This is a genomic window from uncultured Desulfosarcina sp., assembly GCF_963664155.2.
GTDB lineage: Bacteria > Desulfobacterota > Desulfobacteria > Desulfobacterales > Desulfosarcinaceae > Desulfosarcina.
Genome location: NZ_CAXXXH010000002.1, coordinates 583,699 through 597,754, shown reverse-complemented (window position 1 = coordinate 597,754; position 14,056 = coordinate 583,699). Strand labels below are relative to the sequence as shown.

General features: G+C 48.7%; 8 protein-coding genes and 1 CRISPR repeat array. Of the genes, 2 read left to right on the top strand and 6 right to left on the bottom strand.

The window, feature by feature from the left end; all coding sequences use genetic code 11:
* Positions 1 to 31: 31 nt before the first annotated feature.
* On the bottom strand, positions 32 to 409 hold the full coding sequence (gene rcsF / locus ACHZBS_RS26810) for an Rcs stress response system protein RcsF (RefSeq protein ID WP_319409597.1): 378 nt from the start codon (positions 407 to 409) through the stop codon (positions 32 to 34).
* Between the two features lie 639 nt (positions 410 to 1,048).
* Positions 1,049 to 1,717, bottom strand: a complete 669-nt coding sequence (locus ACHZBS_RS26805; RefSeq protein WP_319409596.1) for a recombinase family protein — start codon at positions 1,715 to 1,717, stop codon at positions 1,049 to 1,051.
* A 984-nt stretch (positions 1,718 to 2,701) separates the two neighbouring features.
* Between ACHZBS_RS26805 and ACHZBS_RS26800 the strand changes: the two genes are divergently transcribed.
* Together ACHZBS_RS26800 and ACHZBS_RS26795 are read left to right on the top strand one after the other, a co-directional pair.
* Entirely contained in the window at positions 2,702 to 4,702 is a 2,001-nt protein-coding gene (locus tag ACHZBS_RS26800) for a DEAD/DEAH box helicase family protein (RefSeq protein ID WP_319409595.1), read from the top strand.
* A 54-nt stretch (positions 4,703 to 4,756) separates the two neighbouring features.
* The gene (locus ACHZBS_RS26795) at positions 4,757 to 5,398 is read left to right on the top strand and encodes a hypothetical protein (protein ID WP_319409594.1); all 642 of its coding nucleotides are present in this window, start codon (positions 4,757 to 4,759) and stop codon (positions 5,396 to 5,398) included.
* Positions 5,399 to 5,499: 101 nt separating this feature from the next.
* Positions 5,500 to 6,660: direct repeats of the CRISPR family, unit length 36 nt; unit sequence GCTTCAATGGGGCCGAGGAATCAAACCTCGGTAAAC.
* Positions 6,661 to 6,835: 175 nt separating this feature from the next.
* On the opposite strand, the gene csb2 is transcribed toward ACHZBS_RS26795, so the two are convergent.
* The 4 genes from csb2 to cas3 are packed head-to-tail and all read right to left on the bottom strand — an operon-like array spanning position 6,836 to position 13,967.
* Complete coding sequence (gene csb2 / locus ACHZBS_RS26790; protein WP_319409593.1) at positions 6,836 to 8,272, bottom strand: type I-U CRISPR-associated protein Csb2; 1,437 nt, start codon at positions 8,270 to 8,272, stop codon at positions 6,836 to 6,838.
* A gap of 15 nt (positions 8,273 to 8,287) precedes the next feature.
* Positions 8,288 to 9,259 (bottom strand): type I-U CRISPR-associated RAMP protein Csb1/Cas7u, encoded by a 972-nt coding sequence (gene cas7u, locus ACHZBS_RS26785; protein ID WP_319409592.1) that lies wholly within the window; start codon positions 9,257 to 9,259, stop codon positions 8,288 to 8,290.
* Between the two features lie 9 nt (positions 9,260 to 9,268).
* Entirely contained in the window at positions 9,269 to 11,632 is a 2,364-nt protein-coding gene (gene csx17 / locus ACHZBS_RS26780) for a type I-U CRISPR-associated protein Csx17 (RefSeq protein ID WP_319409591.1), read from the bottom strand.
* Position 11,633: 1 nt separating this feature from the next.
* A complete protein-coding gene (gene cas3 / locus ACHZBS_RS26775) occupies positions 11,634 to 13,967 on the bottom strand; it encodes a CRISPR-associated helicase Cas3' (protein WP_319409590.1) in 2,334 nt (777 codons plus the stop codon).
* Positions 13,968 to 14,056: the final 89 nt, after the last annotated feature.

Below are 14,056 nucleotides of genomic sequence, written 5' to 3'. Positions count from 1 at the left end.
TGATTTTTAGGAAATTCTTCCACCTATTTTTTTATTCATATTTTATCGCATCACCAACACAAACAATAGAAGACCAACAATTGTTTACCCAATCAGTGCCAGAATTGACCTGACATGCAACATTAATAACAGCATCTGCACCAAGAATAGCAGCTTCTAATTTCACACCCTCTATCGCCTCTTCCTCAGTGAGCAGTTGTTTTTGATATGCATTTCGATGGCAGGATAGCCCTTTTACAGTTCCAATAATTTTATACGGCTTATCAACCCCAAGTTTATAGACCTGAATTGTATTTAGGCGGGCACGCTGTTCAGGCTTCAGAGAGCTAATACTTGGATTGGAAGCGCATCCACAAATGATGGAAAGGAAGATTACCGTAAAAATAGAACCTATGCGGGATAATTCCATTTTCACCCTCATACTATCGAATATGGATTTTTAATGGAACTCTGCGTAGAACAAACGGAAAGGAAACAAACATTATCTCGTTACCACACTATGTTTCTCACACGCAAGACCAGAGAATCTCTGACGCAAGGGGATCGAATCCACAGCTCTCTCCGGTGCTGACAGATGAGGTGCCTCAGAGATCGCTCGATGATGGTTCAAAGTTGGCTGGGTGGAAAATATAATATAAATTCGTGAGACCCCTTCTATACGTGCCCCCGTCCACTTTCCCCCCATCGGTCCCCTACCTTTCAGAATCCCAGCTGGCCAGTGCTACCTTACAGCTGCATGACATCCACCGGCTGCTGGCTTCCTTATTACATGAGAGCGGCTTGATCCCAGCTCACCAGCCAACCAAATGCACACCGCCAGAGGATCTGGCGCCCTCCCGCCCAAAATAGCCTGCATAGGCGCACTTTTCCAGACGATCTCTTCCAGCCTATCCACTGGTATGCCCCGATGGTGATCATTCTGTTAAGGCCTCTCTGGGAGCGGTATGGGCCGAGCTGATGACTGGAACCCTACTTCACTAATTTATATCGCGGTATGGGCGAAGGTGGAGCCGCCAATGAGCGGTCTCTACTCCGGCATGACTGTGAACTAAGCCATAGCTCTGTGCAGTATCGCCCTGACACTCCCACTATTGAAGGGCTGGCCCTTGGCTGATCTGAAGCCCTGCTCATTGAGCCTGTCTGCCACCTGATCGAAGGTAAGCTGCTTGGTGCCCTTTTTCCTGCGCCTCAATCGCCTGATCTCCTTCACCACATCAGAGTTGGGATAGAATGGCTTGGGACCTTCACACCTGCCGGTCTCCTGCCTTTTACGGTCTCTGGCCTTCCTCAGCTTCTTTACCAGCAGGGACTTATCCAATTCGGCAAACACACCCTGCATCTGGACCATGGCCTTCCTCATAGGATCTGCTGTAATTGCCTCTGTAACATTCTCTCCAGTGCTGGCCACAATTAAGGTGATGCCCTTCGATGCCAGATAGATCAGGAGTTGCTCTTGAATCCGGTATTCACGGGCAAGCCTATCCAGGGATTCAACGATGATGGTATCCACACCATTCTTGAGGATGGCAGAGACCATTGAAGCAAATTCCTGCCTGTGCATTTCATCAACTGTGCCAGAGACCTGTTCTTTGAAAACCTTTACCAGCTCGCATCCATTCCGCTCACAGTAAGCACGCACAGCCTCTTCCTGCCTATCGAACCCAAGGCCATCGATCTGGCTCTTACCGCTCACCCTAAGATACCCGTAAACCTTCATGCGCATCCTCTCCTTGTTGATCCAAAAAACGATGATTCCTGTGTTTTTCAATATGCCTATAGATACAACACTGGTTTAGCTTCAGTCAACTTATTTGTTACGTGTTCTTGGGAATACGTTTCATATTGCGTTAGCTGAGAGCCTTTTTCCAGTGTATCGATTGGTTCGCAACTTCGCTGGCAAGCACAGAGCCCCTTGCGGATGGTGATTGGGTTATTTTAAACTAATAATTTGTGGGGGAAAGCAAACTCCAATGCTGGCAATCCGCTGACTTGGAGTGGATACGGTTAGCTAAGGCTGAATGCGTGGCCGTAGGGTATGAGCCGGGGGGACAGTGGCAGAAGTAAGCGAGCGGAGCGAGTCTCTTCTGACGCTGAGTGAATAACCGAGTGGCTTTGGTCAGCTCTGGCTAAGCGTAGGCACTGATCCTCGGTCAGCTCGCAGCCAGGTATACCCAGTTTACAACTAAATATTGATTATCAAAATCATATTTAGAAAGCAGACTATATGCCTGGCCATCAGCCAACCTTTTGAGTGCAACGTATGTTATCTCTCTCTATAGGGTTATTTTGCACTGATAATTTGGCCCACATTCCAGCTCAGGTCAGCAGGCCTCTTTGTTTCTGTTCGTGTATGGTGGGGGGTGTATACTAAAAGCTCACTGAAATCCTTTCTTTTGATCTGCCCTTGACCATATTCCACAATGTAATGTTACGGACCTTCTTCCCAGTGTAAATAAGTCCAGCTGGCTTGGTCTGGCTCATCGGTACACAAACGTTGGCTATACGGGCCTCTCACTAATGCTTGCATCCTGGGGACCTATCCTGTATTGACCATCCTCCTTATGCATGCACCATCAACAGCCGATAGTGGCATAGAACCTGCTCAGTTGGCATCGACTCTGGTACCCAGAAAATCACAACCCTGGAATGCTATACAGGCAGCATATACGCCAACTCTTGGCCAGCTGAAGGAGGATAGGTGTTGAAGGCAACAATGGGTATTGTTCCTGCGGATTTTGTTCAACGGATGGAAGATCACTGGAGACACGAGCTCAATAACGCCCCCAACCCTGCACTGATAGAATCATGGCACCAGATAGCCACTGAGTTTGAACACCATATCAAACACCATGATGACTTGGAGAAGGCCCATGAGTGGACCATCCTAAGCCCACCAACAGGCTCGGGAAAATCTGAATCCATCGTCATCTATGGTGCTATGCTATCAAAGCGGGCTGATGAAGATCATCCAGGTATACTGGTGGTAACTCGTTTGATTGACGACTGCAACGCGATGGCTGAGAGGATCAATCGATTCGGAGGTAGGGATACTGCTGTTGCCTACCACTCTGACGTTTCCAGCACCATTAAACTTGCCGATCTGAAAAATTGGCCAGTGGTATTGATGACCCACCGAGCATATATAATGGCCCTGGACTATCTGGGTCAAGATGGCAGGATCGTGCAAACGTGGCCCTACTATCATGAATACATTAGAAATGGTCAACTACCACAAACCAGCACCAAATCTTACCCCACGCAGAACCCTTTCACCTCCACCAGGCGGCTGGTTGTCATAGATGAGTGTCTGGACATAATAGACCATCGTAAGTTTACCCTTGAAGACCTAAGGCTGACACTGGGTGCGATACCCCAAACCGTATGGGATGACTTTCCATCCCAGCGCGAAGCAATAAAGACGATAATCTTTTTTACCGAAACTTTTCATGAAGCGACCAAAGACGGCCCCGTTCCAGAGTTGATGCACGTGATGGAACACGCTCGCACCCTGCTCGAAAACAGGTTGAACAGTGACCAGATGCCCGATTTTTCTGGACTCATCGAAGCGCTTGGGAAAATCAAGTTTGATTTGTTGCAGCTCGGCAAATACGATCCTACTGTGCTTAGACAGCTAAGAAGAAAACATGCGGACTTGTTGTTCTCTCTCGGCCATGTTCTCCAGTCGTGGGCATACTATGCCAAGGACAGGGGTTTTCACACATTCCATTCTGCACGTTTGTTGGTGCCACCGAATACAAAGGGCTGTGTTGTTATGGACGCGACAGCCAATACCAACCTTGTATACGAGTTACATGAAGAATGTCGGCTGGTTGAGCCACCTTCCGGTTCACGAGACTATTCTAACGTGACCATTCACACCTCCTTTGGACACTCGGTTGGCAAAACGTACATGGAAGCCAAAGCAAAGACGCTATCGAGACAGCTTGTTGATGACCTGAACGGCCGCCTTAATGGAAAGGACGTTTTGGTGGTTTGTCACATGGGTGTTGAAGATAAGCTGTCGAAACTCAAGACAAGCTTTCAATTGAGAACCGGTCACTGGGGAAAAGTCGACGGTTCAAACGAGTGGAAAAACTGTGACTCCGTAGTAATCTTTGGGCTGCCCTACTTGCCGCCTTCGTGGAGCCCGAACGTCTTCATGGCTCTGCAGGGGGGACGTACCACAGCATGGTTGCAGGACACGAATCAACGTGACAATGGCGTACACAAGGATATTCGTCAGGCCCTTTGGTGGGGACAAATAGCAACCAATGTGATTCAGGCAATCAATAGAGTGAGATGCCGCAAAACGATTGATGACAAGGGCAACTGTGAGACCACCGATGTTTATCTATTGCTCCCACACGATGAACTTGCGAACGCACTTGTAAGGGATATCAAAGCGATTATGCCAGGCGTGACAGTTCGGGATGACTGGGACTATGTTCATCAAAAAAGGAGCGTTAAGACCAGCAAAAAGGAAGAAGACTTTATTCAGTTCTTCGAAGATGCCCCAAGTGGAACATACCTCAAGTCAGATTTGGTTGATGAAATTGGGATGTCGGTTAGAACAATAAACAACATCATAGCCAAATATAAGGACCGAGACTCTGATATCCGCAAGGCATTGGAATCGTTGGAGGTAGTATATAGAGTTGACGGTAGTGGCCAGACTAAGAAGGCCTTGTTTCTCAAACGGTGAGACAGCAACCGAATTTGTCAGTACACAGGAACAGCCAGCCAGGAGATCAATTGAATGCCGAAATACAAGAGCCTCAATGAGTTCTTGACCACGAACAAAAGCCTCCAATGCAACGTCAGAGGCTGTGACAGAAAGCGGACCGGGAAAAGCAACTACTGCGGACGCCACAGGGCGCGCGCTTACACATGGGGCCACCCAGAAGCAGGCGCAGTAAAATCTCATGTCTACTCTGATGAAATCGAAGCGGTCACCAGGCTGCTGGCCAAGAATGCTGACCATGAAGCCATTCAATATGGTCGGGACTGGTTAGCCAAAATGATGGCAGCTGCGGCCAAAGGTGGCAACATTCGTGGTTCAATGTATTGGGCGAACCTGCATAACCAAGAGGTAGATCCTGGTGAGCTATTAAGTCGGCTTGCAGGTCTCTGGTTATTTGATCAGAAGGATGAGATACGGCGAATCATCAAGAACGACAACCATCTGACGGCTCTATCTGGAAATACAGTTATTCGCTTTGCTAAGATGAATGGCATCAAATATGTCCCTCCCAAGATTTACAGGCAAGTCGGAGATCAGGTTAGACAGGGTATCGGGCCTCTGCTCATCAATATCTGCCGAAGTTCTGAAAAGATAGAGTTGAGAAAACGAAATTCTCGATCAAAAATGTTACAGGCCTTAGATTTGGATGGCCTGTGATCCAAGAATTCGAAAACTAATCAAGATCATAATTCAATGGAGCCGAGGAACCAATCCTCGGTACACACAAACATCACGCGGATTCTGGCGAAACTCAACGGGCTTCAATGGAGCCGGGGGCTATACCCCAGGATACCTAACCGATTCTGTAAAAGTCATCGTGACATTCGTAGCTTCAATGGAGCCGAGGAATCTATCCTCGGTGCACTAATTGATACGGTTGGAACATACGACATTCCACAGCTTCAATGGAGCCGAAGAATTCATCCTCGGTAAACCGGGTGAAGGGGCCAACGCGGTTTATTTTTTCCAGCTTCAATGGAGCCGAGGAATCTGTCCTCGGTGCACTAAGATTGCCAACATGGAAATCTACATGGACCAGCTTCAATGGAGCCGAGGAAGCAAGCCTCGGTGCAACACGTATTATTGATATCACCAAAAACGGTCGCTGTGTAGCTTCAATGGAGCCGAGACCTATCCTCGGTACACGACATAAGAGTCATGACAATGCCATGTTCCTCGAAGCTTCAATGGAGCCGAGGAATCTATCCTCGGTGCACTTATAGCGATATTCGGCAAAGCGTTCTTGATAGCCGCTTCAATGGAGCCGAGGAATCAAACCTCGGTACACGGCTTGTTCACCAAGATGAGCCAGAGTAGGCCAGTAGCTTCAATGGAGCCGAGGAATCAATCCTCGGTAAACCCGATACCGTTATCAATGTCATAGGTGAATTCGTTGCTTCAATGGGGCCGAGGAATCAAACCTCGGTAAACATGGTTAGGTATAGGGTAACGACAATCGGCGCTGCTTCAATGGGGCCGAGGAATCAAACCTCGGTAAACGCAGTCCTCTTCCCACCAGGCTCTCGATTTCAGGCTTCAATGGGGCCGAGGAATCAAACCTCGGTAAACCGTATTTGGCAACGTCGCATCGGCGTTTTGCCTGCTTCAATGGGGCCGAGGAATCAAACCTCGGTAAACAGCCTATCTGGGCATACCCGCCGTTTACGGATTGGCTTCAATGGGGCCGAGGAATCAAACCTCGGTAAACGGCAACAGCCAAGGCCACGGAATTACTTTATATATGCTTCAATGGGGCCGAGGAATCAAACCTCGGTAAACCTGACCGGTCGGAGACTTACAACCCAAACAGCGGGCTTCAATGGGGCCGAGGAATCAAACCTCGGTAAACATTGCCAGATGCACCAGTAGCATAGCCTGTACCTGCTTCAATGGGGCCGAGGAATCAAACCTCGGTAAACGGCTCCGCCACAACCCGCTAATATGACAAAGCATAAAACCAAGGACCCGCGAACCATAAGCCATCACCCCTCCCAATTTTCCCCAAAACCTCAGCAGTAGCACCAATCCATTGATTTCATTGTATCGCGAACCTACGGCATTTTCATGTAAGCTTCAGGTTCGCGGAAACGGGCCCTATTCATCCATCACAACAAACCGCCCCAGCCCAAAATGGCAGAGCGCACCTATGTGGAAGGGCCCAGGCACAGGCTTATCAAAGGTAAGAATACAACCGACACCCCTAAGCGTAGAACCGTTCTTGCGGCTTCTACAGAACTCCATCCATCGTATTGGACGCCCAACAATAGAACGGTCGATGAACTGTATCTCTGAAGGCTCAGGGATGCCATGAAATGCGCACTCTCTTACAATCTCATTCTCAACCCACTCTTCGTAGCTCCCTCGGCCTTTCCTGTAATGTCTTGCAGTCACGAAAGGTGTCGCACTTACCCATGTTCTGGAGAGTTTGGCCTCTGGTTCATTAAGCATGGACAGCAGGATAATGTTAACATCAGGTCGCCCCTTAGACTGCCAGACTGCGCGTAGCCTGTCCATTGCCTTGAGTTCAGAGACATTGAAAGGCTCTGCTGCCACAACCATCAGGTGGTCTATCCGACCATCACCATCCTCGTCCAAGGGCAGGTAAAAGGCGTGCCTATGCCCCTCAAGCTTCTTTCCATTATCTCCCTTACCACTGAATATCTGAGAAACCTGTGAAGGGTCGTCATCGTGGATTTTCTTGTGAATGCCCATCAGGTGGCCACGAATGCGCTCAGCAAACTGGACAGTCTCCTGCACTCTTGGCAAGACACTGGATTGGAGCTGATACCTCACGCATCTGAATTGTCGCTTTGGCGCCTTTCGTTTCTTCCTGAGTGAGGGCTGTAACGCATTTACAGGACGAGCGTAGTCATGCCTCAGCATTGCAGGAGGTGCGCTCCAGCCTTTGGTCAGGATGTCCTTGGAGGTCATGCACAAGGCATTCAGCCATGTTTCTGACTCTGGTTTGTAGGGAAGTCTTGCATGGTCTTCAGGCGAAAGCACACATGATACTTGAACCGTTTCTGTCCTTCCTTTTGACTCCTGCTCGGTCAAAGGGACACAGTTCCATTGAACATCATGGTGGTCCGTGATCGCTCTGCACGATATCCATGATTCAGACCGCCCCAAGTAGTTCAGCTCGCTGAGGAGTTCATTCAAATCACCGACGGCGTCAGGAGATAGATCAGAATCGATCCCCATCAATAGCTTCTCTTCCTTGCCGACAGCAACGAATGCATCGAATATCAACTGCTGTGCGAAGGTATTGCGCTCATTGCTGTTCAGATATGAACGAGTATGGGATGCAGAGGCCGGTGGTAAATAAAACGATGGCAACGTGCATAAGGCTTGAAGGATAGGCTCAACCCTTTCAACAGGCCAGTCTGGTCTCCTGCGTTTCCAAACATCCACCAGCGCACGGGCTATACGATATGGTGACGGGGGCCACTCAACAACACCCTCATTTACATTGTGTCCCCAAGGTGTGGCATGGAAGCGCCCACTTGGGAATCCGAGTTCTATTATGACCATCTCAGCATCCCCCTGTTAGGATGATTTCTTCTTTATGACCGTCGCTGTTTCAAGCTGAGTAACAGCAGGGTCTGCAAACAGTGACTTGCATGCAGCGATTTTTCCCTTGAGAAAACTCAAGACTATTGTTCTTTCGGGCATGGCAAACCCCTCAGGTTCAGTTATGTTCAAAGGACCTTCGAGTTTCAGGTCACATGCTGTCCTGAGTCTTGTGCCGTCTTCGAGGAACGTAAGAACCTTGTAAAGAGCCAATGATACCAGCAGCTCGAAAGCGTCACCATTACCATTCGTGTAGCTCCGCAGAAGCCCGATATCCAGGTTGAAATAAGCTTTGATGCTGCCAGCGGTGTACTCAACACGTTGGTACGGGACATTGCTGTAAACATCTTTATCGTAGTTCTTTGCCCGTAAAGTGCCTGTGGGATCTATCGGGTTGTTCTTGACCCCTCCAGAGACGACTTCCTGCACATCCGACGCTTCAATAAAGCCTGATAGAGCTCTCGGCATCTTGATACGACCATCTCCCAAGTTGGCAAGAAACACACCGTGGAGCAATGAATTGACATCAAACTTGAACAGGGCTGTCGCTATTTTTTGCCAGTCAAGCGGCTTGTTCGCCTCGTATCTTGAAGCTTCAACAAAAGCCTTCTGAAAGTTTTCGTCGGAGATGATGAAAGGCGAGTTAATCCTGTGGGCTTCTATGAGTGAATTTGTCTTTGTGTCGGAACCCTCGGTCAGTTTAACCCTGATGTATGAAAGACCTGCTAACTCTTCTACAAGTTCGCTGTCAGGACCGATTATCGTATTCTCCAAACGATTGGCAATGGATTGTGCCGACTCGACCAGCAACATCCTTGTACCATCTGCAAGCTGATACGTAGCAGCTCCAAGGTCTGGAAAGCCGGTAGGCTGAAACCTGCTCCCCTGCATAGGGACAAGTTTGGCTTCAATCAATAGGCGCTTTGCATCCTTCAGGTTCTCAAACATGTTCATCTCCTATTTTTGTTTGTTGGTTTTCCTGTCTATCACCAGTGATTCCAGTTTCCATTGACCTGATATCGGCAACAACAAGCTTGCCAGCATACGGGTTGCATCTGCGGGTTCATCGTAGGTCACGCCAAAGGGGTTCAGGTCAGAGACACGCAATCTGCGAACTGCAATATCACAAGCCTCTTTGAGACGATTAGCTGAAAGGAGTTGGGAGATTCTCGGCTCAGACTTGATTGCTATTGGCATACCTGTCTTTGGGTTTCGTATCTTATTGGGCAGGTGTAATAGCTTGAGAAGACACCACGCTCTTGATAGCGGTTCTTCATCTATAGGCTCTGACCAGCTCTTCCTGAGCTCCTGAAGACCTTCTTTTTTCCAGTCAACGAGCATGAATCCCCAAAACAGTTCCTCAATCTTCGTGTCATCGCACTCTTTGCCAAGGAACAGCATCACATCGTGTGGGGATATGGACAAGAAGGAATCGAAGGGTATGCTGTCAGCAGAAGTTCTTTCACCGTCCATCAAACGATACTTTAAAACATTGCACATCCGTTCATGGAGGCTGTTACCAAACCAGCAGCTCTTTCGGGTGTCATCCCACAGCCAAGGTTTGCTGGGGTTGACACAAGACACATTGGTTCTGATTGGTCCCACCTTGCCTGTAGAACTGATTGATGCCAGAGCGGCTGCTATCCTGACCTCAACGGTTCCATCATCGCAGTGGGCTACCCATTTCGGTGAAAGCCCCAGAAGCGGCTTTGCCGGCTTTGCGGAAAGATTGTGGGTGGATATGACCCTTTCAAGGCAGCCTATCTCTCGTATCAAGTTGTTGAAGGCGAATGGGTCAGGTTTCTGAGTGCAAGCGAATATCGCGTTATCAATGTTTCTCTGGGCGCTGACGAACGTGGCTGGAACATTCTTGGTTGCCCTCAAGAAGGCCAACACAGGTCTGAGCACAGTATCCAATTCATGAAGCAGGTACAGTTGAGGCTTGAACTTTACATTGATACGCCCAGCAGGCAAGGCGACCTTGTTCTGCCCTCGTCGCTCAAGGAATATGAACCTTTCAAAGGCGTTGATGCCCCTGTCTACACCAAGGCTTCCAACTGCGCGTGAAAATTCAATACCTGTCTTGGCGATATTGCGCCCGAGGTTAGCCCTTCCTTCACCGAAATGATATTGCACCTCATGAAAAGACGCGGGGTTGTTCCATAGTGGGAGCCAGGTTTCATAGCGTCCAGACTCTATGGATGAGCTTGAAGAGAAGCCGACTGGTGAGAAGCTGACTGTAAACGGTGCGGTAAAGTGCGTCCTTTCATTGGTTGGGTTACGACGAGCCACAGCTCCCCCCAAGAGCAATGCCCCTTCAATGGTAAGGATGAAGTCCCAAGGGTTAATCTTGAACTCTTTGGTCTCAATCTCCATACCTTGGTTATAACCGCCAGCCTTTCCAGGGTCATACTGACCAATCTTTGCGTAAACAAGTTCGGGTATCACTGTGTCAAACACAGCTGAATCGAACAGGCGGAGGGTGTTTTCCATGCAGCCACTGATGAACAGATCAGAAACACGTTTCATGAAAGTGTTGCTGAAATCAAGGCGCCCCTCATTTCCTCCACTTCCAAGAACTGGGTTATAGGAAAACCCTTCATGGTCACCTATCGCACAGACAGCATCTATCCAAGGCAGGCAGGATTCAGGTAACCGTGCTCTGCACAATGGGATGATGGCGGTCTTATTCTCCGCGCGTTTTATCGTATTGCAATTTGTCCGAGCCTTCTTCAGCGATTTCCACCATTTTTGCCACTTGGATTTGTCCGGGGCATCGTTAGCTTTGGAAGCTTCTTCAACCTCTTCGAGTGGTATTTCAAGGACGCTACGACCATTGAGAAGCTCGAGAGGAGGTGCATCGCCCTCAATGCTGTTCAACATCTTTCCCAAGTCATCCCTTTTCTTTCCTGTACCCATGGACGCCATGGTTGTCTTAAGAAGGCCATATATGTCCTCAACAGTCTGAAATGACGGTATCTCAGGCCATGACTGCACCTGTGATATGACCTCTTTGTAGTTGTTGAATCTTCCATCAGAGCTTTCAAGTATGGCATTCATACCCTCTTGATTGTCACCAAGGTAAAAACCGCTGCCACCATTCCAAGGGGCTATGACAGGGGTAGGAACATACTCTTTGCAAAAGAAACCCATGAGCTCTTCTCGGTCAAGCGAGGTCTGGACCACAAACTTTTCATTTTCCCACCATCCCTTAGCATCGGGGTCTTTCTGCTCGGATAAGAGTCGTAAAAGTCCAACTGCCTTCAAGTAACTGGCCAATGGTTTGGGTCGGCATCCTGAGAGGTAGTGTTGATGCTTCATGCTAATCACCTGCCTTTGCGCTTGCTCTCCAGTCAGCCGCCCTTAGCAGACCTTCAAGGTAGGACAATCGGAATGGGCCAAGGTTCTTGTCATCCCTCAAGGCAATCATACGTGAAGTCCAGCTCGGACCCTTAGGGCCGTCTCCAAACTCCATATAAGAAAGGTCCATAATCGTTTCAGGCACCTTATGACCACCTTCAAGAACCGTTTCAGGCAGGACATCACCTTCCCAGACGCCTCTGGCAAACCTTATATCGGGATTATTGGGGAGGCTTTCGTGTGGTAAGGACCGAATGGACAACCTTACCTTTCCGTGATGGGCTGCTGCAAGGTAAGCTGACAAATCTGATAGGCCATTTACAATCATTGCGATAGCGGATGCGAGTTCATGCCTAAACCCTCTTCGGCTGTAACGAATGTTGTTGTTTGATGTCTTTGCCCAATGTGTGGACTTATCAACGTCTGCTGGGCAATCTTTCAGAACCGCCGACTGAAAGACCTCATGGATTTTACCGACATCATGCCAGTGGGCAGCATCAATGAGAGCATCCCTGATACCATCTCCGTCGAATGTGCAGCTCTTGAGAATATTCATGAGGCTCGATACCACTTCATTTGTATGATCGCTCAAAGTCTGCCACTTGCCCGTTACATAAAGGTCATCATCGTCACCTTCACTGACCTTTGTATTTGGTTCAATCAGTTCAGGTATATCAGATTTGTCCCCAGTCCATCCTATCTCAGGGTCATAACAACCATCAGAGACGGCCATCATGAGAGTCATTCCAGGGTTGATGCTGGCAGGCCTGCTCCATACCTTATCCAAATGGTCCCAGCTAAGCGGAGTTATCCCATTCAGAGCCCGAATCGACCGAATAGGGACAGAACAAAGCTCATTGTGTGCCGGAGAACGGACATCTGTGTCAGGTTCCTGCGCCCCGAAGTCCCTCCAGAACACATGCACATCGATGTCATCTGATTCACGAATGAACCTTGATATGTCAATGTCCATGCCTGAGAGGTCTGGGGTTGTATCGAACAGATCGATCAGGTCTTTCTTGCGTATCACATGTTTGAAGCTCTCCTGAGAGGATACAGGAGGCAAGTTGCCAGACCCCACATCATTCAATGATTCCAAGATTGACGCTGATTCAACCAGCGCTTGCTCTGTATATGGAAGTTCCGAACCCTTATTGTTCGTATCCAGTTCGACCCAATAGACTTGAGCTTTCCCATCATCGCCATAACGGTTGCATCTTCCAAAGCGTTGAACCAGAGACGACCATGGAGCAAGGTCTGTCAGCAGGGTGGTAGCAGATATATCGACGCCAGCTTCGACAACCTGTGTGGAAATGCAGATTGAACCATTACCAGTTGGCTCAGCAAAGACCTTCTTCAAGGCTTTCTCACGGTCAGCAGGTCTGAATCTGGAATGGAGCAAAGACAGCTGCGCCTTTGGTTTCTTCTTTTTGAGCAGGTTATAGATATTAACTGCCCTCTTGACCGTGTTGACGACAACCAGTGTGCGAGTCCCATCTCTGTGAGCCTTGAGAATCTCACCGGCAAGCTTTCCAGGGGCATTATCATCAGCTGCAATCTTCTGAAGTGGTTTCTTTGCCTTGATACGCTTGGACACCGATGGTTGTTGCCTGTCCTCTGTGGTTAGTTTTAGCTCCCTCAGGCCACCCGAATGCGGCTTGAAGTCCACTGTATTGAGCCATTCTTTCTGAAGCGTAGCACTCATCCAGACAGAGTGCACAGGAGTGAATGTTCCAAGATTCTGCCTGAAAGCCTGTAGCTGTGCGGTTGTCGCCAGCCCCACACCCATAAGCTGGACCTCATCCATGACCCAGAGGCAATCATTATTCAGAAAACCGAAATCAATGGGCCACCTGAAGCGGCTCATGCTGTATCCTCTGTTAAGAGCTCGTGATAGGAGCTGATCCTGAGTACCGACCACAATGGCATTGTTTTCAGGATACCTGTCCCAATCGTTTTCGATTTCACCACCCTTGAGGGAATAAACCGTCAGATCCCAGGCCTCTGGCAGTATACCGGATTCAGACAGCCTCTCAATCCATGTGGCTATGTTATTTGCTGTCTGTTCGACCAAGACGCGCATAGGTAAACAGTAAACTAAGCGACGAGGTGTCGTGGGGTCATTATGGAGCCTCTTGTACATCCAGCTCAATACGATAGCTGCTGTTTTTCCTAAGCCTGTGGGTATCTCTACGATATGCGGCCACTGGTCAGAGGCCAACTTAGATTGAAAAGGATAAGGCGTATATGAATCCCCAAGGGCGGCTTTGAAGAACCGCCTGAAATCTTGTACCATCAGGACTCCCCCTAAGATTGAAAGGTATTAATAAACCCACCATTATCATGCAGGTGTGACAGATGAGGTCACAGGTTTTCCGATGTAAC

Bases quoted from the DNA above. Each gene is read 5' to 3' on its own strand.
- rcsF (WP_319409597.1), bottom strand. From the start codon at position 409: ATGGAATTATCCCGCATAGGTTCTATTTTTACGGTAATCTTCCTTTCC.
- ACHZBS_RS26805 (WP_319409596.1), bottom strand. From the start codon at position 1,717: ATGAAGGTTTACGGGTATCTTAGGGTGAGCGGTAAGAGCCAGATCGAT.
- ACHZBS_RS26795 (WP_319409594.1), top strand. From the start codon at position 4,757: ATGCCGAAATACAAGAGCCTCAATGAGTTCTTGACCACGAACAAAAGC.
- csb2 (WP_319409593.1), bottom strand. From the start codon at position 8,272: ATGGTCATAATAGAACTCGGATTCCCAAGTGGGCGCTTCCATGCCACA.
- cas7u (WP_319409592.1), bottom strand. From the start codon at position 9,259: ATGTTTGAGAACCTGAAGGATGCAAAGCGCCTATTGATTGAAGCCAAA.
- csx17 (WP_319409591.1), bottom strand. From the start codon at position 11,632: ATGAAGCATCAACACTACCTCTCAGGATGCCGACCCAAACCATTGGCC.
- cas3 (WP_319409590.1), bottom strand. From the start codon at position 13,967: ATGGTACAAGATTTCAGGCGGTTCTTCAAAGCCGCCCTTGGGGATTCA.